This is a genomic window from Pseudomonas sp. SG20052 (assembly GCF_031766055.1).
Classification (GTDB): Bacteria; Pseudomonadota; Gammaproteobacteria; order Pseudomonadales; family Pseudomonadaceae; genus Aquipseudomonas; species Aquipseudomonas mandelii.
On the sequence record NZ_CP134498.1, the window covers coordinates 243,374 to 266,333 of the forward strand.

Here is a 22,960-nt window from a genome sequence, read left to right on the forward strand (position 1 = left end):
ATGAGCATGCAGGTTTGGCGTTCGCGCCTGGAGTCGGGGCAGTGGTTCAGTCATTTACCGGTTCCCTTACAGGATAGTCTGCTGGCTGCGGCCCGGGTGCGACGGTTGTCGACCGGGCAGCTGTTGTTCAAACGCGGTGACCCGCCGTGCGGGTTGTATGCGGTGATCGAAGGCGCGGTACGCATCGGCGCGGTCAGCGAGCAGGGCAAGGAAGCGCTGTTGAGCCTGGTGGAATCGCCCCATTGGTTCGGCGAAATCTGCCTGTTCGACGGCCAGCCACGCACCCACGATGCGTTCGGCGTTGGCCAGTGCACCCTGTTGCACATCCCGCAGGCGGCATTGCTGGCGTTGCTCGACGAACAACCGGTGTATTGGCGGCAGCTGGCATTGCTGATGAGCCACAAACTGCGCCTGACCTTCATCAACCTCGAACAGCTAAGCCTGATGCCCGCCCCGGCACGCCTGGCTCACCGCCTGCTGATGATCGCCGAGGGCTACGGCGAATACGATCCGCCGCGCCGAGTGCTGCAACTGCCGCAGGAGCAACTGGCGTCAATGCTGTCGCTGTCGCGCCAGACCACCAACCAGATCCTCAAGGACTTGCAGGGGCAGGGCATTCTGAATTTGAAGTATGGCGAGATCGAAATCCTCAACGCCGAGGGCTTGCGGGCATTGGCGATTTTCTGAAACTCAGCGTTTTTGATGGGCTTTGCCCGCGAACGCGCCTAGCCTGTGATGACGACAATCGAGGTGTGCCATGCGTGTGCTGCTAGTAGAAGACGAACAGGAGATCGCCAAACGCCTGGCCAACGGCCTGAACGAGGCGAGTTATTCAGTCGATGTGGCGCTCAACGGTATGGACGGGCGTCGCTTTATCGAGTCCGGCGAATACGAACTCATCATCCTCGACGTGATGCTGCCGGGGCTCAACGGCTGGCAGTTGCTGCAACAGATCCGCAAGCTCGGCGACACGCCGGTGCTGTTGCTGACCACCAAGGACGGCATCGAAGATCGCCTGCGTGGGTTGGAGCTGCATGAAGATGATTACCTGCTCAAGCCGTTTGCTGTGAGCGAACTGGTGACGCGGGTGCGCAAGTTGTTGCGGCGGGATCGGGGGCGTTAGGGCGTTACTGCGGTGTCTGGCCTGGCCCCTTCGCGGGCAAGCCTTGCTCCTACAGGTTTTTCGATTTGCCGCGATATTGTGGTCCATATGGAACCACTGTAGGAGCGAGGCTTGCCCGCGAAGAGGCCGGTTCTGGCAAACCATCTTTCCGATGTTTCACCGCAACCCATCCCGAAACTGCCCCGGTGTCATCCCGGTCCAGCGCTTGAACGCGCGGCTGAAGCTGCTGGTATCGGCGAACCCCAGCATATAACTGACTTCACTCAACGAGCATTGCGGGTCACGCAGGTGCAGCAGCGCAAGGTTTTCGCGGCTTTCATTGAGCAACGCGTCGAATCGACAACCTTCGTCCGCCAGATGCCGTTGCAGGCTGCGCAAGCTCAGGTGCAGGGCCTTGGCGATGTGTTCGGCGCTCGGTTCGCCTTCGGGCAATTGTTCTTCAATGGCATCGCGGACTTTGCGCTCCCAGGTCAGCGGTTTGAGTTGCGCCAGGGTGCGCTTGAGCACTGCTTCGTTGTGTTCAGCCAGTTCCGGGTTGGCATCGTCCAAGTGACTGTCGAAGTCCACGAGGGCAAATTCCAGTCGGTCCTCGTCGGCAGCGAAGTGCACCGGCGAACGAAAGACTTTGTGCCATTGATGCGGGTCGGCCGGTTCCGGGCGGCGCAGATACACCGCCAGCGGGGCATATTCGCGGCCCAGGCGATTGCGGCAGGTGCGCACGTAAATCGCGGCAAACGCGTCGATGGCCTCCAGCGCCGGTGCGGGATTGCCTTGCGGAATTTTCAGACGGAAGCGGTAGCGATCTTCAGCGCGGGTCAGTTCCAGTTCCAGCGCATCGCTGACCACCTGGTGATAACGCACGATGCGCTCGAACACTTCGCGCAGGCTGCCACTGGCCACCAGCGCATAACCGAGCGCATGGAACGTGGTCGGGCTGACAAAACGCGACACCCGCAAGCCAATCGCCGGGTCGCCGCTGACCTGCACCGCGATTTCCCACAGGCGCGTGGTGCCCGACAACGGGTAACGGGCGTTCGGGTCGTCCATCAATTGCGGGTCGAGCCCCGCCTGCTGGCACAGAGCGGTGCTGTCGAGGCCCAGCGCATCGAGTTGCTTGCGCAGGGCGCGGGTCCAGCTGGCGAGGGAGGTCGGTTCAGTCATGCTGATTGGCGCTTCCGGTCAACAGGTTGGCGTTCACGGCTACCACGGTGTGAGGGTTCACAAGGCAGGATGCGAACATCAATAACCAGAGGATGGAAGCATGGACGGTACTTCTGCAAGTCCCCAGCGACTGAATGCAGCCCAACGATCAGCGCATATTCGCGAAGTGGTGCTGGCCAGAGGGGTCGAACTGCGCAAACGCTACCCGATTCTCAACCATCAGGACGCCTTGGGCGCGGGCATTCTGGCCTTCGCGCTGGCCGGAATGATCGGTTCAGCGGCGCTCTACCTGACCGGGCACCTGGCCTGGTGGGCGTGCCTGTTGCTCAACGCGTTTTTCGCCTCGTTGACTCACGAGCTGGAACACGACCTGATTCATAGCATGTACTTCCGCAAACAACGGGTGCCGCACAACCTGATGATGGGCCTGGTGTGGCTGGCGCGCCCGAGCACGATCAATCCATGGATTCGCCGGCATCTGCACCTCAATCACCACAAGGTGTCCGGTACGGAAGCCGACATGGAAGAGCGCGCGATCACCAACGGCGAGCCTTGGGGATTTGCGCGGTTGTTGATGGTCGGCGACAACGTGATGTCGGCGTTCATTCGCATGCTGCGCGCCAGGACCTGGGCGCATAAATTCAGCATCATCAAACGCTCGTTGAAGGTCTACGCGCCGCTGGCGCTGGTGCATTGGGGCGCCTGGTACATGTTCCTCGGTTTCCATGGGGCGAATGGCATTGCCTACCTGATGGGGTCACCCATCGAATGGTCGGCGACCACGCTGTCGGTGATGACGGTCATCGACATCGCGGCGGTGGTGATCATCGGCCCGAACGTGTTGCGCACGTTTTGCCTGCATTTTGTCAGCTCCAACATGCATTACTACGGGGACGTGGAGCCGGGGAATGTGATTCAGCAAACCCAGGTGCTGAACCCTTGGTGGATGTGGCCGATGCAAGCGTTCTGCTTCAACTTCGGCAGCAGCCACGGGATTCATCACTTCGTGGTGAAGGAACCGTTTTACATCCGCCAGATGACCGTGCCGGTGGCGCACAAGGTGATGCGCGAGATGGGCGTGCGGTTCAATGATTTCGGGACGTTTGGGCGGGCGAACCGGTTTGTACGCGAGGAAACAGCAGAGGCGCAGGAGGTGCGTGCCGCTCAGGCTTGATCGATGTTCTCGGAAACTCAACACGGCAAAGGCGCCCGTCATCAATCTGACCCAAAGGGGCGGTACGTTATGACCCAAACAGGATGACTTGGTAGTTGCTGTATCGCGATCCACTTATGCGTTTAGGATCTAATAAGGTAATTAAATATTCCTTTATTGGATAAGTATTTAAGTTAATCATCGCATCCAGTGATGTTGATTAGCGCTAGCAGATTTTGAGTTTCCGGGGCCGTCTCCTTGGCAGGGTGCGGTCCCTTTTTTTGTCTTTTCAAAACCACCGCATATTCCTAATAGGTCTTAATAAATAGCTTCTTATTCCTTAACGGATATAGCTCTCCTCCCTATACTCGACCGGGAACAGACACGCAGCAGGAGAGCTCCCCCATGCGCAACGAATCAATTCGCTACCTGATTGTGCCGGGCTGGCAAGGATCGCCGGAAGATCATTGGCAAAGTCACTGGCAGAACAGCCTGCCCAATAGCGCTCGGGTGGAGCAGGCCGACTGGCTGACGCCGCGTCGTGAAGACTGGGTTGCCGCGCTGGCAGAAGCGATTGCTGCCGACAGCACGCCGGTGATCTTGATTGCGCACAGTCTGGGTTGCATTACGGTCGCCCATTGGGCGGCCACGGCATCGCTGCATTTTTTGCGACAGGTTCGCGGTGCCTTGCTGGTCGCGCCGGCGGACGTTGAACGTCCGGCATGTGCTCCGGCCTTGCGCAACTTCGCACCGATTCCCACAACCCTTTTGCCCTTCCCGAGCCAGGTCGTCAGCTCCGACAACGACAGCGCCGTGAGTGCGCCGCGAGCCCTGGAGCTGGCTCGCAACTGGGGCGCCGAGGCGGGGATTCTGCCGGGTGCCGGACACATCAACGTGAAGTCCGGTCACCAGCGCTGGGAGCAGGGATTTGCCTATCTCTATCGCCTGCAAAATCGAATGGAACACCACGCCCTGCGACGTGCTTGAACCTTTTTCTTTTTTAGAACGCCAACCCGTCTCCCGGCGGTTCAGGGCGGGAGTCTGCCATGAGTTTCGAAGCCTTCGGTCAGCCACTGCTGACCTTTCCCGACGCAGAAAAAAGTCCCCTGAGTATTCGCGCCAAGGCGCTGGTGTTTGTCGATCCACGTTCCCGGCAGTTGCGCCTGGAGCTGGAACAACTGGCGCCGCGCTCGATCTCGGTGTTGATCCGTGGTGAAACCGGCAGCGGCAAGGAATTGCTTGCGCGGCACATCCATCGTGCCAGTGATCGCGGCGGGTTATTCGTCTCGGTCAACTGCGGCGCCATCAGCCCGACCTATGCTGACGCCGAACTGTTCGGCTATGCCGCCGGCAGTTACAGCGGATCGGCCAGCAGCCGCGCGGGGTGGTTCGGTTCGGCCAATGGCGGCACGCTCTATCTGGATGAGATCGGCGACTTGCCGCTGCCGATCCAGATCAAATTGCTCGCCGCCCTGGAAAACCACGAAGTCACCCGCGTTGGCGCTCAGCAACCGAGCCCGGTGGACGTGCGCCTGGTGGCGGCCACCAGTATCGATCTGGCCCAGGCGGTGGCGGCCGGGAAATTCCATGAGCGGCTTTATCACTACCTCAGCGAAGGTCAACTCGAACTGCCGGCATTGCGTGACAGGGTCGGGGATATTTTGTCGCTGTCAGAATATTTCCTCGGCATCTACAGCCAGCGCCTCGACCTGCCGGTGCCGCTGATCAGTGAGGCCGCGCAGTTGGTGCTGGAGCGGCACAGTTGGCCGGGCAATACCCGGGAGCTGGAGAATGTCATTCACTTTGCGCTGCTGGTCAGTACCGGCGACGAGATTTTGCCGGAGCATTTGAATCTGCCTGAAGTGCCTGTGTCGTTGGTGCAGATAGAGCAGCAGATCGCTCAAGTGAGCAAAAACGGCACGGCTGACGAGCGTTCGGCGCTGAAGGATCTGCTCGAAAGCTTTAGCCGAATGCTGTAACCCGTGTGGGTTAGAGCTGTATGAACAAAATGGAATATGAGAGTGAATAAAAGATATTGTTCGGGAATAAAAAATCCCGGTATTGTCCGCCTCACGCCAGCGATAGCACTTCACTGGCACACGTACTATTTAGCCGTCGTCGCTGACGACCGTGATTTTCGATAAGGACACTGCATGAAAAAGGTTCTGTTGTTCACCGCACTGGCGGCTGCCCTGACCGCGGGCCTGGCCCAGGCTGGCGAGAAACTGGTGGTGGCGGCGACCCCGGTTCCACACGCCGAGATTCTGGAACTGATCAAGCCAACCCTCGCCAAAGAAGGCGTGGACCTGGAAATCAAAGTGTTCACCGACTACGTTCAGCCGAACGTACAGGTCGATCAGAAGCGTCTGGACGCCAACTACTTCCAGACCCTGCCGTACCTGAAAAGCTTCAACGAAGGCAAAGGCACTAATCTGGTAACCGTGATCGGCGTGCACGTCGAACCATTCGGCGGCTACTCGAAGAAAGTCAAAACCCTGGCTGAGCTGAAAGACGGCGCGACCATCGCCATCCCGAACGAAGGCAGCAACAGCGGCCGTGCCCTGATCCTGCTGCAGAAGGCTGGCCTGATCGAGTTGAAAGACCCGAAAAACGCTCTGGCTACGCCGAAAGACATCGCCAAGAACCCGCACAACTTCAAGTTCAAGGAACTGGAATCGGCCATGCTGCCGCGTGTGCTGGATCAGGTCGACCTGGACATGATCAACACCAACTACGCGCTGGAAGCAGGTCTGAACCCGGCTAAAGATGCGCTGGTGATTGAAGGTGCCGATTCGCCTTACGTGAACTTCCTGGTGGCTCGTCCGGACAACAAGGACAGCGTTGCCATCCAGAAACTGGCCAAAGCCCTGACCAGCCCGGAAGTCAAAGCATTCATCGAGAAGAAGTACAGCGGCGCGGTACTGCCGGCGTTCTGATTCGCGAGGTAAACCCCTTCAAGGTTTCGAACGCCGACGGCTGGTAAAGCGTCGGCGTTTTTTTTGCCTGCGAGAAACCTGTGGCGAGGGCGCTTGCTCCCGCTGGGTTGCGACCCTAAATCCTGCACATGCGCTTCTTCAGGCACACCGTTTCGACTGATTTTGCGACTGCTGCGCAGTCGAGCGGGACGGTGCGGCGGTCCGACAAGCTCCCTCGCCACAAAAGCGCCCGCGCATTCAGGCTACCCTGGCCTCCAGCGCCCGGCGCAATGCCACCAATAACTTCACGATTTCCTGCGGATCCAACCGCTGTGGCACTTTCATCTCAGCCATTTTTCTCTTCCTTGTGAGGGTTCAGCCAGGGAGTCTGGCCAAAAGCTGTGCGTCCTTGGAGGGGCTTTTTGAAAAAAAGATCCCTCCTACAGCTGCAAGGAAAATAGTCGTCTTCTTTCGCCGCGACAAATCCGCGAGATAGTTTTTTGCGTGATGCGACAAGGTCGACGTGAAGCTGGCCAACACGACCGTCATCCGAACCTCAGGCTGGCTCTCAGTGGGCTCCGCCGCGTGCTACAAGATTTGTGACTTGATGGCTTTATTTGAGGGCGTCAGGTGCACCCATGGAACCCTGTTCTAAGCTCACAGTCGTATCGCCATTGGCACGTCCGTACAACGCAAAGGAGTCTGCATGGCTGGTCCCGGATTGAAAATAGCGGTTGGTCTGAGCCTCCTTGCACTACTGACCGCGTGTGGCGATAAAAAACCGGTCGAGAAGGACCGTCCACGGGTCTTCGTCCAGGAGGTCAAACCCTTGGATTACGCCGCGTCGGTGACGCTCACCGGCGATGTTCAGGCCCGGGTCCAGACTGAGTTGTCGTTCCGCGTGGGCGGCAAGATCATTCAGCGCATGGTCGATGTCGGTGACCGAGTGTCGGCCAAACAAGTGCTGGCCAGACTCGATCCCAAAGACCTGCAGACCAGCGTCAATTCGGCCCAGGCCCAAGTCACCGCCGAGCAGGCCCGGGTCAAACAGACCGCCGCCGCGTTTGTCCGCCAGCAAAAACTCCTGCCCAAGGGCTACACCAGCCAAAGCGAATACGATTCCGCGCAAGCCGCCTTGCGCAGCAGTCAGAGCGCGCTGACCGCTGCTCAGGCGCAGCTTGCCAACGCTCGCGAACAACTCGGCTACACCGCGCTGATTGCCGAGGCGCCAGGCGTGATTACGGCGCGTCAGGCCGAGGTCGGCCAGGTGGTGCAGGCGACGGTGCCGATTTTCAGCCTGGCGCGCGATGGTGAGCGTGACGCGGTGTTCAACGTTTACGAATCGCTGCTGGCCGAGGCGCCGGAGGATAAAACCATCGTGGTCAGCCTGCTCGACAACCCGTCGATCAAAACCACTGGCACCGTGCGGGAGATCACCCCGGCGGTGTCCGCGCAGACCGGCACCGTGCAAGTCAAAGTCACCCTCGACAGCCTGCCCGAGGGCATGCAACTGGGCTCGGTGGTAAGCGCTACGGCCAAGACACCGGGCAAGTCCGCCGTGGAATTGCCGTGGTCGGCCCTGACCAAAAACCTCAGCGATCCGGCGGTATGGCTGGTGGATGGCGAGGGCAAGGCGCAACTGCACAATGTTACGGTCGGTCGTTACCTGACCGGCAAAGTGATCATCAGCGCCGGCCTGCAGAGCGGCGAAAAAGTCGTCATCGCGGGCGGTCAGTTGCTGCACCCCGGCGTGAAAGTTGAAATCGCCGAAAACACCTACAAGGATCTTGCTGTGGAAGCTCAGCCATGAAGCGTCTGTTATTGGTGTGCACGGCGATGATGCTGGCGGCTTGCTCGAAAGAGGAACCGCCGCCGGAGCCGATACGTCCGGTGCTGTCGGTCAAGGTCGAATCGCTGGACGAGGAACATCTCGGCCGCTTCGCCGGCAGCATCCAGGCCCGCTATGAAAGCAATGTCGGGTTCCGCGTGCCGGGGCGCATTGCCAGCCGTAACGTCGATGTCGGTGCCGAAGTGGAAAAGGGCGCGCTGCTCGCCACCCTGGACCCTACCGATCAGCAGAATCAGCTGCGTTCCGCTCAGGGCGATCTGGCCAGCGTCCAGGCGCAATACATCAACGCCCAGGCCAGCGCCCGGCGGCAGCAGGAATTGTTCGATCGCGGCGTCGGCGCCCAGGCGCAACTCGATGTCGCGCAGACCGACCTGAAGACCACCCAGGCCTCTCTCGATCAAGCGAAGGCGGCGGTCGATCAGGCCAAGGATCAGCTCAACTATGTCGAATTGCGCTCGGACCACAAAGCCATCGTCACCGCGTGGAATGCCGAAGCCGGGCAAGTCGTCACCGCCGGCCAGCAAGTGGTGACCCTGGCGCAGCCGGACATCAAGGAAGCGGTGATCGACCTGCCGGACACCCTGGTCGACCAACTCCCGAGCGACGTCGTCTTTCAAGTTGCGGCGCAACTGGACCCGAGTATCAACACGACGGCCACTGTTCGTGAAATCGAGCCCCAGGCCCAGAGTGCGACCCGTACCCGTCGAGCCCGCCTGACCCTGACAGACACACCGCCCGGTTTTCGCCTGGGCACAGCGATCAGCGTCACCCTCAGCTCCGCGATCAAGCCCCGCATCGAACTGCCCTTGAGTGCGCTACAGGAGGTCGGTGGGCAATCGCGCATCTGGGTCGTCGATACGCAGACCCAGACCGTTGCCCCACGGGACGTCAACCTTCTCAGCCGCACCGATTCGACCATGGTCCTGGCCAACGGTGTGAAGTCGGGTGAGCGGGTGGTCAGCGCGGGTGTGAACAGCCTGAAACCCGGACAGAAAGTGAAAATCGACGAGGACAGCCCCCAATGAAAGGGAGTTTCAACTTATCCGAATGGGCCCTCAAGCATCAGTCGTTTGTCTGGTATTTGATGTTCGTCGCGCTGCTGATGGGCGTGTTCTCGTACATGAACCTGGGGCGCGAGGAAGACCCGTCGTTCACCATCAAAACCATGGTCATACAGACCCGCTGGCCGGGCGCGACCCAGGAAGAAACCCTCAAGCAGGTCACGGATCGCATCGAGAAAAAACTCGAAGAGCTGGACTCCCTCGATTACGTGAAAAGCTATACCCGGCCCGGCGAGTCCACGGTGTTCGTCAACCTGCGCGACACCACCAGTGCCAAGGACATCCCGGAAATCTGGTACCAGGTGCGCAAGAAGATCAACGACATTCGCGGTGACTTCCCCCAAGGCCTGCAAGGGCCGGGATTTAACGACGAATTCGGTGATGTGTTCGGTTCGGTCTACGCCTTCACCGCCGACGGCTTGTCGATGCGCCAGTTGCGCGATTACGTGGAACAGGTTCGCGCTGAAATTCGTGAAGTGCCGGGGCTGGGCAAGGTCGAGATGGTCGGTGAGCAGGACGAAGTCCTCTACCTGAATTTCTCCACTCGTAAACTGGCGGCGCTGGGTATCGATCAACGCCAGGTGGTGCAAAGCCTGCAAACCCAGAACTCGGTGACCCCGGCCGGTGTGATCGAGTCCGGTCCGGAGCGCATCTCGGTGCGCACCTCGGGGCAGTTCGCTTCCGAGAAAGACCTGGCCAACGTCAACCTGCGGCTAAATGACCGCTTCTACCGCCTGGCCGACATCGCCGACATCAGCCGTGGCTACGTAGACCCGGCGACCCCGGAGTTCCGTTTCAACGGTCACCCGGCCATCGGCCTTGCCATCGCCATGAAGAAGGGCGGCAACATCCAGGAGTTCGGCAAGGCGTTGCACCAGCGCATGACCGACCTGACCGCAGACTTGCCGGTGGGCGTTGGTGTGCACACTGTGTCCGATCAGGCCGAAGTAGTGGAAAAAGCCGTCGGCGGCTTCACCAGTGCCTTGTTCGAAGCGGTGGTGATCGTGCTGATCGTCAGCTTCGTCAGCCTCGGTGTGCGCGCCGGGCTGGTGGTGGCGTGCTCGATCCCGCTGGTGCTGGCCATGGTGTTCATCTTCATGGAATACAGCGGCATCACCATGCAGCGGATTTCCCTCGGCGCATTGATCATCGCCCTCGGCCTGCTGGTGGACGACGCAATGATCACGGTCGAAATGATGGTCACACGCCTGGAAATGGGCGAGACCAAGGAGCAGGCGGCGACGTTTGCCTACACCTCCACGGCGTTCCCCATGCTCACCGGCACATTGGTGACAGTCGCCGGGTTCGTGCCGATTGGTCTCAACGCCAGCTCGGCGGGCGAGTACACCTTCACCCTGTTTGCCGTTATTGCGGTGGCGATGCTGGTGTCGTGGATTGTCGCTGTGTTGTTTGCCCCGGTGATCGGCGTGCACATTCTCAGCGCCAAGGTGAAACCCCATGACGCCGAGCCCGGGCGCATCGGCCGTGCATTCAATTACGGGATGTTTTGGGCCATGCGCAATCGCTGGTGGGCGATCGGTATCACCATTGCGCTGTTCGTGGCCTCGGTGTTTTCCATGCAGTTCGTGCAGAACCAGTTCTTCCCGTCGTCGGACCGCCCGGAAATCCTCGTCGACCTCAACCTGCCGCAAAACGCCTCGATGGCCGAAACCCGCAAGGCGGTGGACAAGCTCGAAGCGACGCTCAAGGATGACCCGGATATCGTGCGCTGGAGCACTTACATCGGCGAAGGCGCAATCCGTTTCTACCTGCCCCTCGACCAGCAATTACAGAACCCGTACTACGCGCAACTGGTGATCGTCAGCAAAGGCCTGGAATCGCGCAACGCCCTCAGTCAGCGCTTGCGCGAACGGCTGCGCAAGGATTTCGTCGGCATCGGCAGCTACGTCCAGGCGCTGGAAATGGGCCCGCCGGTGGGTCGCCCGATTCAGTACCGGGTCAGCGGCAAGGACATCGATCAGGTACGCAAGCACGCCATCGCCCTGGCCACCGAGCTGGACAAGAACTCGCACATCGGCGAGATCATTTACGACTGGAACGAACCGGGCAAAGTCCTGCGCATCGAGATCGCCCAGGACAAGGCGCGGCAACTGGGGCTGTCGTCGGAAGACGTGGCCAACCTGATGAACAGCATTGTGGTTGGTTCGCCGGTGACTCAGGTCGATGACGATATCTACCTGATCAACGTCGTGGGGCGCGCGGTGGACGCGGAACGTGGCACGCCGGAAACCCTGCAAAACTTGCAGATCGTGACCCCGAGCGGCACGTCGATTCCGCTGCTGGCGTTCGCCACGGTGCGCTATGAACTCGAGCAACCGCTGGTCTGGCGCCGTGACCGTAAACCGACCATCACCATCAAGGCGGCGGTGCGTGATGAGATTCAGCCGACTGACCTGGTGAAACAGCTCAACCCCGCCATCGATAAATTCGCCGCCGGTTTGCCGGTGGGTTACTCGGTCGCCACGGGTGGCACGGTGGAGGAAAGCGGCAAGGCCCAAGGGCCGATTGCCAAGGTGGTGCCGCTGATGCTGTTTCTGATGGCGACCTTCCTGATGATCCAGCTGCACAGCGTGCAGAAACTGTTCCTGGTGGCGAGTGTCGCGCCGCTCGGGCTGATCGGCGTGGTGCTGGCGTTGATCCCGACGGGCACGCCAATGGGCTTTGTGGCGATCCTGGGGATTCTGGCGTTGATCGGCATCATCATCCGCAATTCGGTGATCCTGGTGACCCAGATCGACGCCTTGGAGAAAGAGGGCGTTTCACCTTGGGATGCCGTCGCGCAGGCCACGGAGCATCGACGCCGACCGATTCTGTTGACCGCTGCGGCGGCCAGCCTGGGGATGATCCCGATTGCCCGGGAAGTGTTCTGGGGGCCGATGGCTTACGCCATGATTGGCGGGATCATTATTGCGACGTTGCTGACGCTGCTGTTTTTGCCAGCGCTTTATGTCGCCTGGTACAAAATCCGCGAGCCGCAGAAAGAGGTGCAGTAAGGCGAGCGCTACGCGCTCATCGCGAGCAGGCTCGCTCCTACAGGGGGACCGCGTCCGTCTGGACAACTCGGTCAACTGTAGGAGCGAGCCTGCTCGCGATGGCGTCCTGTCAGGCTACACCGGCTTGCGCCACACACTCGCCAACCAAGGCTGCTGCTCCCGCGGCAGCCCCGCCGGCCGGTAGTAATGCTCCAGCTCCACAAACCCCGCCTCAGTCAGTAATTGCTGCCACGCCGCAAGATCGTGGTAAGCCCCATAACGCGGCCCATTCCACCCTTCCTGATTCTCGCCGCGAGGATTGGAACTGAACAACACGCCACCTGGCTTCAACGCCCTGCGCAACTCCTTCAACACCCGAGGCAATTCCTGGCGCGGGATATGAAACAACACCGCATTGGCAAAAATCCCGTCGAAGCGTTCATCCGGCAGGTCCAGCTTCAGAAAGTCCTGCTGCCATACTTCGCATCCACTGTCCTCACGCGCCATCTGCGCAAACTTTTCCGAACCATCGAGCCCGACAGCCCTGTGGCCCATGCGCGTGAACGTCTGCAAATCCCGCCCCGGCCCACAGCCGAAATCGAGAATGTCGAACGGCGCCTCGCCCTGAATATGCCGCAGCAGGGCATCGATGTTCTGGCTGACATCATGATCGCGAGTCCCCTCGCGAAAACCTTCGGCCACCGAGTTGTAATGGCCCAGGGTGGTGGCGGTGATCTTCTGGAGGTCGTCGGGGGTTTGCTTCATGGTCGGCTGCGCAGGCAATGGGGATATGGCCGAATATACGCCATCAGACGTGGGGCTGCTTCGCAGCCATTCGCGGGCAAGCCTCGCTCCTACAGTTGATCGAGTTGTTTCGACAGACGCGTACTCCTGTAGGAGCGAGGCTTGCCCGCGAAGGCGATTTCACTGCCGACCGATGTCAGCCCTGCTTCATCCCCAAACAATCAATGGAGCGATCAATCATGGCTTTGGCAATCTCCAGCAAATGCCAAACGGAAAACACCATGGCTCGATCCGCCCCCTTGAGGTGATCGCCACACTGATACGCGGTGACTGAAGCGCAGCGCAGCAAATCCGCAACATAGAGTTGGGTGTCTTCAAAGCTCACGTCTTCACTGACGTTGTAGAACCGCAGTTCATCGGGGGCCGAAGGCTGTTCTCCGGTGAGGTAGAAATCGATCGCACGATAAAGGGCGGAACGATCTCTGAGTGGATCGTCGGTGGGTTTGTCTTGGGTGGATGTTTCGGGAGGTGGATCGGGGACAGATCTTTTCATTGGCGTTGCTCCTATTGCTGCAGGGAAGCCGACACCTTCGCCTACTAAGCGGTGGGTGGCAGCTGTACGCAGGTAGTAGGCCGGTCAATAGGAAAACCGGTGCACCCGAGAGTGCCCCACGTACAGCCACCATTTTCTGCACGCGGCAAGCAACACCGGGCATGAGCATGGAACCGCCATACGCCTATTGTTCCGGGCTACTAAACCCGATCACTGATGAGCAGTGACGGACCGAGACTAGCCACCGAATTTGGCAGGCGCAAGCGAGCGGAATGATCTAGGAAATGTCCTGCAAATGAAAGGGACCAGGCCTGTAGGCACACTGATTTTCCTGTGGGAAATGTTCCCCCTGTTGCGAGGGAAATTGCCCGTGTCGAGGACACTTTTGTGGCGAGGGAGCTTGCTCCCGCTGGGCTGCGAAGCAGCCCCCAGCCATTCAATGAGGTGTGTCAGATAAACCCGGTCTAAAGATCTTGCGATTGCTGCGCAATCGAGCGGGAGCAAGCTCCCTCGCCACAAAAGCGCTACAACCTTGACCGTGTTCAGCGCTTGTTGAGCCCCCGAGCCAAGCGATCCCCACCCAGCTGGATGATCGCCACCAATACCACCAGCAACACAATCACCGTCAGCATGATCTGGCTGTCAAACCGCTGATACCCATACCGATACGCAATGTCCCCCAACCCCCCCCGCACCAATGGCCCCGGCCATGGCCGACGAGTTGATCATGGTCACCAACGTGATGGTGAAACCACCGACAATCCCCGGCAGCGACTCGGGCAACAGCACATGCCAGACGATGTGCCAGCGCCGGCAACCCATCGCTTGGGCCGCTTCGATCAAACCGTGATCCACCTCGCGCAAACTGACTTCGGCTATGCGCGCAAAGAACGGCGTGGCTGCAATCGTCAGCGGCACCACCGCGGCCCAGACCCCGTAAGTGGTGCCGACGATCAACCGGGTGAACGGAATCAGCGCCACCATCAGAATCAGAAACGGAATCGAGCGGAACAGGTTCACGAAGGCGCCCAGTGCACGGTTCAGCGCCGGTGCTTCGTAGATGCCGCCTTGGGTGCTGGTGACCAGGATGACCGCCAGCGGAATCCCCGCCAGCAGCGCAATCAGCGACGACACGCCCACCATCAGAAACGTGTCGATGAAGCCTTGCAACAAACGATCAAACCACATAACCGAGCACCTCCACCTGTTGCGCCCAGTGGCCGGCGCGCTGACGCAGTTGCTCGGCGCCCAAGGACGACCCCGTCACCGCCAGCAGCAATTGCCCCAGCGCGTGGCCCTGAATGCGTTCCACGCCACCTTGCAGCAACCTCACGCGACCGCCGAGGGCGCTGAACAGCGCTGCCAGATCCGGTTCGTCTGTGGCGCTGCCGGTGAAGCGCAAACGCAACACAACCGCCGCGTCCGAGGACTGAGGTTGTGGGCGCAAACCGCTTTGCAGTTCTTCCGGCAGAGCGTGTTGCAGCGGCGCGAGCAGGGTCTTGCTGACTTCATGCTGCGGGTCGCCAAAGACTTTCCAGACCGGCCCTTGCTCGACGACTTTTCCGTGTTCCAGCACCACCACCCGATCACAGATATCGCGGATTACCGCCATCTCGTGGGTGATCAGTACGATGGTCAAACCCAGCCGCTGATTGATCTCGTGTAGCAGGCCGAGGATCGATTGCGTGGTCTCCGGGTCCAGTGCCGATGTGGCTTCGTCACACAGCAGGATCTCCGGGTCATGCACCAACGCGCGGGCGATGCCAACACGCTGTTTCTGTCCGCCGGACAGCTGCGCCGGATACGCCTTGTGCTTGCCTTGCAGGCCGACCAACTCCAGCAGTTCGCGGACTTTCTGATCGCGTTTTTCCTTGGGCACACCAGCGACTTTCAGTGGCAATTCGACGTTCTGCCAAACGGTCTTGGCCGACATCAGATTGAAGTGCTGGAAGATCATGCCGATCCGTCGGCGCAGCGCGACCAGGCGGTCTTCATCGAACTCGCCGATGTCCACTTGATCGATCAGCACCCGGCCGCTGCTCGGTTGTTCGAGACGGTTGATGGTGCGGATCAGCGACGACTTGCCAGCGCCGCTGCGACCGATGATGCCGAACACTTCACTGCGCTGGATCGCCAGGTCGATGCCGTGCAACGCCGCCACTGGACCCTGCTGACCGGTGTAGGTTTTGCCCAGGCCGATGAAGCGCACATGAGCGCGGTTCAGGTCCGGGTGCAGTTCGGTCTGTTCGGCTTTATGTGGCTCTGGAATCTCCAGTCGCCGTTGGATCGCGGCCGTCATCCTCAGCTTTCCCAGCCGGCTTGATAGAGCTTGCCGTGAGCTTTATCCAAGGCTGCACGAACAGCCGGCGAGTGCTGGTAGATATCGACAAACTTGATCAGGCGCGGATCGGTTTTGCTCTTGGGCTGGATCACGAACTGAATCACGTATTCCTTGTGATCGAGACCGTCGAACAGCAACGCCGAACCGGCATCGAAGGTCTTCGACAGCCGGATATACGCCGGGTAGCCCTGCACCAGATCGGCATCGTCATAGGCGCGCACCAGCTGTACCGCTTCAACCTGGAGGATTTTGATGTTCTTCGGGTTGGCGATGATGTCTTCTTCGGTGGCCTTGTAGCCGACACCCGGCTTGAGGGTAATCAGGCCAGCCTTGGCCAGCAGTTGCAGGCCGCGACCGCTGTTGATCGGGTCGTTGGCGATGGCGACGCTGGCGCCTTGCGGCAGTTCGTCGAAGCTTTTGTATTTTTTCGAGTAGAGGCCGACGTTGTTGATGATCCCCGGCGCAAACGGCACCAGGTCAAAACCGGCGGCAGCCTTGGCGTTTTCCAGGAACGGGACGTGCTGGAAATAGTTCACGTCGATGTCGCCGGCCGCGAGGCTGACGTTGGGGGCGATCCAGTCGCTGAACTCCACGAGGTCGACTTGCAGGCCTTGTTTTTTGGCTTCCTCGACGGCGGCTTCCAGCGGGATGGCGAAGGCCGCGGTGGTGCCGACTTTCAGCGGCGCGTCGGCGGCGAAGGTGACAGAGCTGAAGAGGCCGAGGGCCAGGGCCAGTGCTTTGACTGGGTGGGAGAGGCAGGTCTTTTTCATGATGGGGTTTCCAGTCAGTGCATAAATTTTGGGTGTTTGGGCGGGCCTCTTCGCGGGCAAGCCTCGCTCCTACAGGTTCAGCGCCGTACCGGACATTTGTGAACGACCAATACCTGTAGGAGCGAGGCTTGCCCGCGAAGCTTTTAGCGCCGAAACGCCGAGCCCGTATGTTGCTCAGGCAAATGCGCTTCGCCGTGAAACAGCTTTTCCCGCAGGCTGCCGTTGTCATAAGCCGTTTTGTACGACCCACGCCGCTGCAGCTCCGGAATCACTAGCTCAATGAAATCCACATAGCTTTCCGGCGTGACAATCCGTGTCAGGTTGAAGCCATCCAGCCCGGTCTCGGCGATCCACGATTCCAGTTCGTCCGCCACTTGCTCAGGCGAACCCACCACCGTGATGTAGCGGCCGCCGAGGGCGTGTTGCTCGAGCAATTTGCGCCGGGTCCAGTCGTTGTTTTGCAGGTTTTTGGTCGCCGACTGGATCGCATTGCTCTTCACGTACTGGATCGGCTCGTCGATCTCGTATTCGGAGAAGTCGATGCCGGTCGACGCCGAAAAATGCGCGACACCGGCCTCCGCGCTGGCATAACTCAGGTATTCGGCGTGCTTGGCCCAGGCCAGCTCCTCGGTGGCGCCGACAATCACGTTCAAGCCCATGAACACCTTGATGTCTTCTGGATTGCGCCCGGCTTCAATAGCGCTGGCGCGAACCTTGTCCACCTGAACCTTGGTCGACGGTTTGTTCTGCCCGCTGATGAACACGCACTCGGCATGACGCCCGGCGAACAGCAAACCGCGATCGGAACTGCCGGCCTGGAACAACACCGGCGTGCGCTGCGGCGATGGCTCGCAGAGGTGATAACCCTCGACCTGATAGAACTCACCCTTGTGTTCGACCTTGTGCACTTTTTCCGGTTGGGCGTAGATCCGCTGTTGCGGGTCACTCAACACCGCGCCGTTTTCCCAGCTGCCTTCCCAGAGTTTGTAGAGCACTTCGAGGTATTCATCGGCCTGGTCGTAACGGCGGTCGTGCTCGACTTGTTCGCTCAAGCCCATGGCCTTGGCGGCGCTGTCGAGGTAACCGGTGACGATGTTCCAGCCGACCCGGCCGCGACTCAGGTGATCGAGCGTCGACAGGCGGCGGGCGAACAGGTACGGCGGTTCGTAAGTCAGGTTGGCGGTGAGGCCGAAACCGAGGTTTTTCGTCACCGCCGCCATGGCTGAAACCAGCAGCAGCGGGTCGTTGACTGGCAGCTGGATCGATTCTTTCAGAGGCACGTCCACCGAGTTCTGGTAGACGTCGTACACGCCGACGATATCGGCGATGAACAGACCGTCGAACAAGCCGCGTTCCAGCAACTGCGCCAGTTCGGTCCAGTATTCAATCGTTTTGTACTGGGTGGAGGTGTCCCGTGGATGCGTCCACAAGCCGTGGTTGATGTGCCCGATGCAGTTCATGTTGAACGCGTTGAGCAGGATCTTCTTTTTCGCCTCGGCCATCAGATGGTCCCTCGCAACGGAGGGTTTTCATCGTTGAGGTAGTAGTTGCCGACGGCGTGATACTTCCAGCGCACCGGGTCGTGCAGGGTATGCACCCGCGCGTTGCGCCAGTGGCGATCGAGGCCGTGTTCGATCAGCGTTGCCTGGCTGCCGGCCAGTTCAAACAACGTGCTGCCGGCGGCGAGGGAAATGTCGGTGCTGATGGCGCGGGCTTCGGCAACGGCAATCGAGGCCGCAGCGACGGTCTCGGCGTTGGTGTTGGCCTGGGCTTTGTCGAGGAATTCGCCGGAGCGTTCCAGCAAGGCTTCAGCGGCGTGCAGGCGAATGCTCAGGTGGCCGAAACTCTTGAGGGTGAGCGGGTCGTCAGTGGCTTTTTCATGGGTGGCGTCGATCCACGGTCGGGTTTTGGTGCGCACGAAGTGCAGGGCATCTTCATAGGCGGCGCGGGCGATGCCGGTGTCGATGGCGGCGTGAAGAATCTGTGCCAGCGGGCCAACGGTGGTCGCTCGCTCGAACGCACTTTGAAACGGGATGACGTCTTCGGCGGCGACGTAGACGTCTTCGAACACCACCGAACCGCTGCCGGTGGTGCGCTGGCCGAAACCGCTCCAGTCGTCGATGACGGTCAGGCCTTTGCTGTTGTGGGGGACGAACGCCAGTTGCTGCACGCCGTTTTCATCCACCACCGACGTCGGAATGCGTTGCGCATAGATCGCGCCGGTCGCGTAGAACTTGCGCCCGTTGATGCGATAACCGTCAGCGTCGCGGGTCAGGCTGGTGACGCGGTCATGGGCGGTTTTGGTGCCCAGTTCCGCCAAGGCATTGCCGAAGCGCTGGCCGGCGAGTACTTCGGCGTACAGGCGTTTTTTCTGCTCTTCGCTGCCGTTCACGCGCAGCACTTCGAGGGCGTAGAAATGGTTCTGCGGGATCTGTCCGAGCGAGCCGTCAGCCTGGGCAATCAGCGCGATGACCTTGGCCAGGGTCACGTTGGAAACCCCGGCGCCGCCGTATTCCTTGGGCACGCTGATGCCCCAAAGACCCGAGCGGGAAAACACTTCCAGCTCCGGGTGCGGCAAACGGCGTTCGCGGTCGCGCAGGGCGCTGTCGCGTTTGAAATCTTCGGCCAGATCGGTAGCGACGATCAGGGCTTGCTCATCGCTGGTTATGACCGCGACGTGGTGAGAATGAGTCATGTGTTTCTCCAGAGATCTGGTCGTTAAATCCAGGAGTGGCGAGCGGGCAGCGTGCCGTTCAGGTGATAGCTGCCGATGGCGTGGTATTTCCAGCGCACCGGGTCGTGCAGCGTGTGCACGCGGGCGTTGCGCCAGTGGCGGTCGAGATTGAATTCGGCGAGAGTCGCGCGGCTGCCGGCCAGTTCGAAGAGTTTTTCGCTGGCGAGCAGCGAGATCTCGGTGGTCAGCACTTTTGCTTCAGCGACGGCAATCGACGCGCGCGCGGCGGACTCGGCAGTGAGTGGCGCGGCGCTGACCTCATCGAGTACTTGTCCGGCCTTGCGCAGCAGTGCCTCGGCGGCGTGCAGTTCAATTTTCAACTTGCCAATATCGGCGATGACGTAGAGGTCGTCGCTGGCCCGCTCGACCTTGGCGTCGATCCACGGACGGGCACGGGTTTTCACGAACTCGATGGCGTCGTCGATGGCACCGCGAGCGATACCGGCGTCAATGGCCGCTTGAATCAGTTGCGACACGGCACCCTGGATGTTCGGGCTGTCGTTGATCTTCCAGTTGTCTACCACCAGCTCGGCGTCGACCCGCACGTTGTTGAGCAAAATAGTGCCGCTGGCGGTGGTGCGCTGACCGAAGCCTGACCAGTCATCCACAATGCGCAGGCCCGGTGTGCCGCGACGGACGAAGGCCAACACTTGCTTGCCGTCGTCGTTCAGCGCCTTGACCGCCACCCAATGGGCGAACAGTGCGCCGGTGGAGTAAAACTTCTGCCCGCTGATGACAAAACCATCCCCGTCAGCGGTGATTCGTGCTTTGAGTTCGAGGGTGTTTTTGGTGCCGCGCTCCGGCCCGGCATTGCCGATGCGCCAGCCTTCGAGCACGCTTTTGAACAGCTGTTTTTTTTGCGCCTCGGTGGCGCTGCCGAGTACCAGGTGCAGGATGCCGAACTGGTTCTGCGGGATCTGTCCCAGTGCCGGGTCCGCCGCAGAAATGATCGCGAAAACCTCGGCCAGGGTGACGAACGAAACCTGCGGGCCACCGTACTCGCGCGCAATGGAAATGCTGCCCAGGCCGCTGCGGGTGAACTGTTCGATTTGCGACCATGGCAATTTGCGCTGCCGGTCACGTTTGGCCGCTTGCAGGCGGGCGACTTGCGCCAGCTCATGGGCGGCCTTGATGGCTTGTGCGTCGTTGCGCAGGACCTGCGCGGGCAACAACAGGGGGGCGATGTCCAGATCACTCTGAACGATTGCATCTGCCAGACTGGACATCAGTGCCGCTCCTTGGCTGCACGCAATGCCCTGGCGATCTGCACTGGGGTGATTGTGTTCCGGACCATACCTACCTCACATCTCATGGAGTCGCCGCGAGGGTTGCGGCGAACGAAAATCAAGAATGTCCGGTGGTCCGGTGCATATACCCTAAGCGTGTATAAAAAATTAATAAACTAACTTTTGGGAATATGCATAGAAGGGTGTTGCTTCCCCTGTAGGAGCGAGGCTTGCCCGCGAAGGCGGTGCGTCAGCCAACATCAAAGGTGCCCTACACTCCGCCTTCGCGGGCAAGCCTCGCTCCTACAGGGACGGCGGTGTTTTTACTTTTTGCGCGTTTCGGCGGCTTTCAATTGCTCTTTGAACGGCACTTTCAGATAGGGATTGTTGCAACCGATCTTGAGCCAGCGCGGTGGTGCCCAGCCAGAGTTGTTGCCCACGCGATCGAGGATGCAGTAAGTCACCTCCAGCCGAAGGTCTTCGCCGGCTTCGAGAATGATCGCCGGCGGCACCCAGACCTGAACCGGCTGGCCCACCTCGTCGGCCTTGAGCTGCGGCAGGTCCATGCGCACATCACCCCAGCGCAGGGTGATTTCATCGTCGACGGCCATGTTCAGGTAAGGCTCGATGGTCAACGGCACGCCCCGCTTGATCTGGTTCGGATTGACCCCCTGACGGCGAATGGTTTCGGGGATGCCCACTGGCGCCAGGTGCTCGTTTTCGTGGCCGCACAGCGTGAGTGGCTGACCGCCCGGGCAATCGAGCTTGATCTGTACCCGTGTGGCGAGCGACAGCGCCGGCCCCTGTCCGACTTGCATGACGCGGTAGTGAATGCAGGAGGAGCCATTGGCAATGAAGCTTTGCGGCACACGCAGACTGACGACTTCGCCGACATCGTCGGCCATGAGGACGCGGGAGGCGACGTAGCAGTTGTCCCAGAACAGTTCGATCAGGTCGCCTTCGTCCATGCCGGGGTAGGGCGCCACATCGATCAGCAGATGGGCCGCCGAAGTGACATTGATGCCAGTCTTGTGGGATTGCGCCAGGGTAGGGGCCGCAAGTCCGGATTTATTCGAGGTGCTTGTCATGGGTTTCTCCTTGACGCCTTGCAGCGAAGTCCGTTTCTGAAAAAATCAAAAGGCGTGTATTACCGAGCAACAAAGTTGTTCACTATTTGCAAGTTTCAATAATGGTTTTTAACGATGGTTGACGCCTGCTGGGGACTAGATAAGAGTGCGCCTGAATAGGTGTCAATAGAACTGACTAGTTAAGTAGGGTATTCAGTGCTATTCAGAAAAATCCTACGCCTTGAAGTTAATATGCCGCACCGCTCTGTCGAATTTCGCCGCGTATTTATTGATTTTCGGGCGTGGGTGGCGGCGACGGTGTGCTCATTGATGGCACTGGATCTGGCGGATTTTAGGCGCGTTGAATCTGTTGCAGAACATATATATGTACCGCATGCAGTTGTAAAAATTGATCTATTGTTCGAATGAACGAGAAGAGAGAATCGAGCGATGTGGGTGGCGGGGTAAGTTGTCACTTCCATCCATGGAAGTTGACAAATAGTGAAGCGATATTAAGGGTTGGTGTTATTCAGGAACTTGCTGAGAAACTGCTTCGTCCGTTCTTCTTTCGGGTTGGCAAACAACGCCTTGGCTTCGCCTTGCTCGACGATCACACCCTTGTCGAAAAACACCACACGGTTGGCCACGTCCCGGGCAAAGCCCATTTCGTGGGTAACGATCACCATGGTGCGCTTCTCTTCCGCCAGGCTGCGGATGGTCGCCAGCACTTCACCCACCAGCTCTGGATCAAGCGCTGAAGTGGGTTCATCGAACAGGATCACTTCCGGCTCCATCGCCAGTGCGCGGGCAATTGCCACACGCTGCTGCTGACCACCGGAAAGGCGTCGCGGGTAAGCGTCTTCCTTGCCCGCCAGGCCAACCCTGGCCAATAGCTTTTTACCCAGGGCAACGGCGTCGGCGTGCGGGATCTTCTTCACGATGATCGGGCCTTCGATGACGTTTTCCAGGGCGGTGCGATGGGGGAACAGGTTGAAGTTCTGGAACACGAATCCGACGTGCTGACGCAAGCGCCGCACCAGGTTCTGCTGCTGGTTCAACGGGCGGCTGCCATCGATCTCGATGTCACCGACCTTGATCCGGCCGCTGGTGGGTTCTTCCAGAAAATTCAGGCATCGCAGGAAGGTGGTTTTACCCGAGCCGCTAGGCCCGATGATCGCGACGACCTCACCTTCCTTCACTTCCAGATCGATGCCGTTGAGCACCACTTGACCCTTGAACTGCTTTGTCAGTTTTTCCACGACAATCATTG

The 22,960-nt window shown here is 59.8% G+C and carries 19 protein-coding genes and 1 pseudogene; 9 read left to right on the forward strand and 11 right to left on the reverse strand.

Annotated elements, in window-relative coordinates:
• Both RHP74_RS01065 and RHP74_RS01070 read left to right on the forward strand, forming a co-directional pair.
• On the forward strand, nt 1-687 hold the full coding sequence (locus RHP74_RS01065) for a Crp/Fnr family transcriptional regulator (protein ID WP_077747479.1): 687 nt from the start codon (nt 1-3) through the stop codon (nt 685-687).
• 70 nt (nt 688-757) lie between these two features.
• A complete protein-coding gene (locus tag RHP74_RS01070; RefSeq protein WP_311097259.1) occupies nt 758-1,123 on the forward strand; it encodes a response regulator in 366 nt (121 codons plus the stop codon).
• Nucleotides 1,124-1,279: 156 nt separating this feature from the next.
• Here RHP74_RS01070 and RHP74_RS01075 read toward each other — a convergent pair whose 3' ends face one another.
• On the reverse strand, nt 1,280-2,284 hold the full coding sequence (locus RHP74_RS01075) for an AraC family transcriptional regulator (RefSeq protein WP_010464838.1): 1,005 nt from the start codon (nt 2,282-2,284) through the stop codon (nt 1,280-1,282).
• A gap of 100 nt (nt 2,285-2,384) precedes the next feature.
• Here RHP74_RS01075 and RHP74_RS01080 point away from each other — a divergent pair, with 100 nt between their 5' ends.
• From RHP74_RS01080 to RHP74_RS01110, 7 genes are all read left to right on the forward strand, one after another.
• Nucleotides 2,385-3,458 carry a fatty acid desaturase gene (locus RHP74_RS01080; RefSeq protein WP_102595596.1) on the forward strand — a complete coding sequence of 358 codons (1,074 nt, stop codon included), beginning with the start codon at nt 2,385-2,387 and terminating at the stop codon, nt 3,456-3,458.
• 384 nt (nt 3,459-3,842) lie between these two features.
• Complete coding sequence (locus tag RHP74_RS01085) at nt 3,843-4,424, forward strand: alpha/beta hydrolase (protein WP_010464834.1); 582 nt, start codon at nt 3,843-3,845, stop codon at nt 4,422-4,424.
• A 59-nt stretch (nt 4,425-4,483) separates the two neighbouring features.
• On the forward strand, nt 4,484-5,416 hold the full coding sequence (locus RHP74_RS01090) for a sigma 54-interacting transcriptional regulator (RefSeq protein WP_083375298.1): 933 nt from the start codon (nt 4,484-4,486) through the stop codon (nt 5,414-5,416).
• 174 nt (nt 5,417-5,590) lie between these two features.
• On the forward strand, nt 5,591-6,373 hold the full coding sequence (locus RHP74_RS01095) for a MetQ/NlpA family ABC transporter substrate-binding protein (RefSeq protein WP_010464830.1): 783 nt from the start codon (nt 5,591-5,593) through the stop codon (nt 6,371-6,373).
• Nucleotides 6,374-7,058: 685 nt separating this feature from the next.
• On the forward strand, nt 7,059-8,162 hold the full coding sequence (locus tag RHP74_RS01100; RefSeq protein ID WP_083375297.1) for an efflux RND transporter periplasmic adaptor subunit: 1,104 nt from the start codon (nt 7,059-7,061) through the stop codon (nt 8,160-8,162).
• Nucleotides 8,159-9,226, forward strand: coding sequence for an efflux RND transporter periplasmic adaptor subunit (locus RHP74_RS01105; RefSeq protein WP_010464827.1), 1,068 nt, complete (start codon nt 8,159-8,161; stop codon nt 9,224-9,226). Before RHP74_RS01100 ends, RHP74_RS01105 begins: the two co-directional genes overlap by 4 nt.
• The gene (locus RHP74_RS01110) at nt 9,223-12,276 is read left to right on the forward strand and encodes an efflux RND transporter permease subunit (protein ID WP_010464825.1); all 3,054 of its coding nucleotides are present in this window, start codon (nt 9,223-9,225) and stop codon (nt 12,274-12,276) included. Before RHP74_RS01105 ends, RHP74_RS01110 begins: the two co-directional genes overlap by 4 nt.
• Nucleotides 12,277-12,390: 114 nt before the next feature.
• On the opposite strand, the gene RHP74_RS01115 is transcribed toward RHP74_RS01110, so the two are convergent.
• From RHP74_RS01115 to tcyN, 10 genes and pseudogenes are all read right to left on the reverse strand, one after another.
• Entirely contained in the window at nt 12,391-13,020 is a 630-nt protein-coding gene (locus RHP74_RS01115; protein WP_169857473.1) for a bifunctional 2-polyprenyl-6-hydroxyphenol methylase/3-demethylubiquinol 3-O-methyltransferase UbiG, read from the reverse strand.
• A 175-nt stretch (nt 13,021-13,195) separates the two neighbouring features.
• The gene (locus tag RHP74_RS01120; protein ID WP_311097269.1) at nt 13,196-13,552 is read right to left on the reverse strand and encodes a DUF6124 family protein; all 357 of its coding nucleotides are present in this window, start codon (nt 13,550-13,552) and stop codon (nt 13,196-13,198) included.
• A gap of 542 nt (nt 13,553-14,094) precedes the next feature.
• Nucleotides 14,095-14,740, reverse strand: a pseudogene (locus tag RHP74_RS01125) (methionine ABC transporter permease).
• Nucleotides 14,730-15,851 (reverse strand): ATP-binding cassette domain-containing protein, encoded by a 1,122-nt coding sequence (locus RHP74_RS01130; RefSeq protein WP_311097271.1) that lies wholly within the window; start codon nt 15,849-15,851, stop codon nt 14,730-14,732. The pseudogene RHP74_RS01125 and the gene RHP74_RS01130 overlap by 11 nt, the downstream one beginning before the upstream one ends.
• Nucleotides 15,852-15,853: 2 nt before the next feature.
• Nucleotides 15,854-16,663, reverse strand: coding sequence for a MetQ/NlpA family ABC transporter substrate-binding protein (locus RHP74_RS01135; protein ID WP_172792016.1), 810 nt, complete (start codon nt 16,661-16,663; stop codon nt 15,854-15,856).
• 143 nt (nt 16,664-16,806) lie between these two features.
• A complete protein-coding gene (locus RHP74_RS01140) occupies nt 16,807-18,165 on the reverse strand; it encodes an LLM class flavin-dependent oxidoreductase (RefSeq protein WP_311097274.1) in 1,359 nt (452 codons plus the stop codon).
• The gene (locus RHP74_RS01145; RefSeq protein ID WP_311097276.1) at nt 18,165-19,358 is read right to left on the reverse strand and encodes an SfnB family sulfur acquisition oxidoreductase; all 1,194 of its coding nucleotides are present in this window, start codon (nt 19,356-19,358) and stop codon (nt 18,165-18,167) included. Before RHP74_RS01145 ends, RHP74_RS01140 begins: the two co-directional genes overlap by 1 nt.
• Nucleotides 19,359-19,381: 23 nt before the next feature.
• Nucleotides 19,382-20,623, reverse strand: coding sequence for an SfnB family sulfur acquisition oxidoreductase (locus RHP74_RS01150; protein WP_077747492.1), 1,242 nt, complete (start codon nt 20,621-20,623; stop codon nt 19,382-19,384).
• Between the two features lie 323 nt (nt 20,624-20,946).
• Complete coding sequence (locus tag RHP74_RS01155; protein WP_102593417.1) at nt 20,947-21,711, reverse strand: hypothetical protein; 765 nt, start codon at nt 21,709-21,711, stop codon at nt 20,947-20,949.
• 491 nt (nt 21,712-22,202) lie between these two features.
• Nucleotides 22,203-22,958, reverse strand: a complete 756-nt coding sequence (gene tcyN, locus RHP74_RS01160) for an L-cystine ABC transporter ATP-binding protein TcyN (protein ID WP_010464805.1) — start codon at nt 22,956-22,958, stop codon at nt 22,203-22,205.
• Nucleotides 22,959-22,960 lie beyond the last annotated feature (2 nt).

Bases quoted from the DNA above. Each gene is read 5' to 3' on its own strand.
- RHP74_RS01065 (WP_077747479.1), top strand. From the start codon at position 1: ATGAGCATGCAGGTTTGGCGTTCGCGCCTGGAGTCGGGGCAGTGGTTC.
- RHP74_RS01070 (WP_311097259.1), top strand. From the start codon at position 758: ATGCGTGTGCTGCTAGTAGAAGACGAACAGGAGATCGCCAAACGCCTG.
- RHP74_RS01075 (WP_010464838.1), bottom strand. From the start codon at position 2,284: ATGACTGAACCGACCTCCCTCGCCAGCTGGACCCGCGCCCTGCGCAAG.
- RHP74_RS01080 (WP_102595596.1), top strand. From the start codon at position 2,385: ATGGACGGTACTTCTGCAAGTCCCCAGCGACTGAATGCAGCCCAACGA.
- RHP74_RS01085 (WP_010464834.1), top strand. From the start codon at position 3,843: ATGCGCAACGAATCAATTCGCTACCTGATTGTGCCGGGCTGGCAAGGA.
- RHP74_RS01090 (WP_083375298.1), top strand. From the start codon at position 4,484: ATGAGTTTCGAAGCCTTCGGTCAGCCACTGCTGACCTTTCCCGACGCA.
- RHP74_RS01095 (WP_010464830.1), top strand. From the start codon at position 5,591: ATGAAAAAGGTTCTGTTGTTCACCGCACTGGCGGCTGCCCTGACCGCG.
- RHP74_RS01100 (WP_083375297.1), top strand. From the start codon at position 7,059: ATGGCTGGTCCCGGATTGAAAATAGCGGTTGGTCTGAGCCTCCTTGCA.
- RHP74_RS01105 (WP_010464827.1), top strand. From the start codon at position 8,159: ATGAAGCGTCTGTTATTGGTGTGCACGGCGATGATGCTGGCGGCTTGC.
- RHP74_RS01110 (WP_010464825.1), top strand. From the start codon at position 9,223: ATGAAAGGGAGTTTCAACTTATCCGAATGGGCCCTCAAGCATCAGTCG.
- RHP74_RS01115 (WP_169857473.1), bottom strand. From the start codon at position 13,020: ATGAAGCAAACCCCCGACGACCTCCAGAAGATCACCGCCACCACCCTG.
- RHP74_RS01120 (WP_311097269.1), bottom strand. From the start codon at position 13,552: ATGAAAAGATCTGTCCCCGATCCACCTCCCGAAACATCCACCCAAGAC.
- RHP74_RS01130 (WP_311097271.1), bottom strand. From the start codon at position 15,851: ATGACGGCCGCGATCCAACGGCGACTGGAGATTCCAGAGCCACATAAA.
- RHP74_RS01135 (WP_172792016.1), bottom strand. From the start codon at position 16,663: ATGAAAAAGACCTGCCTCTCCCACCCAGTCAAAGCACTGGCCCTGGCC.
- RHP74_RS01140 (WP_311097274.1), bottom strand. From the start codon at position 18,165: ATGGCCGAGGCGAAAAAGAAGATCCTGCTCAACGCGTTCAACATGAAC.
- RHP74_RS01145 (WP_311097276.1), bottom strand. From the start codon at position 19,358: ATGACTCATTCTCACCACGTCGCGGTCATAACCAGCGATGAGCAAGCC.
- RHP74_RS01150 (WP_077747492.1), bottom strand. From the start codon at position 20,623: ATGTCCAGTCTGGCAGATGCAATCGTTCAGAGTGATCTGGACATCGCC.
- RHP74_RS01155 (WP_102593417.1), bottom strand. From the start codon at position 21,711: ATGACAAGCACCTCGAATAAATCCGGACTTGCGGCCCCTACCCTGGCG.
- tcyN (WP_010464805.1), bottom strand. From the start codon at position 22,958: ATGATTGTCGTGGAAAAACTGACAAAGCAGTTCAAGGGTCAAGTGGTG.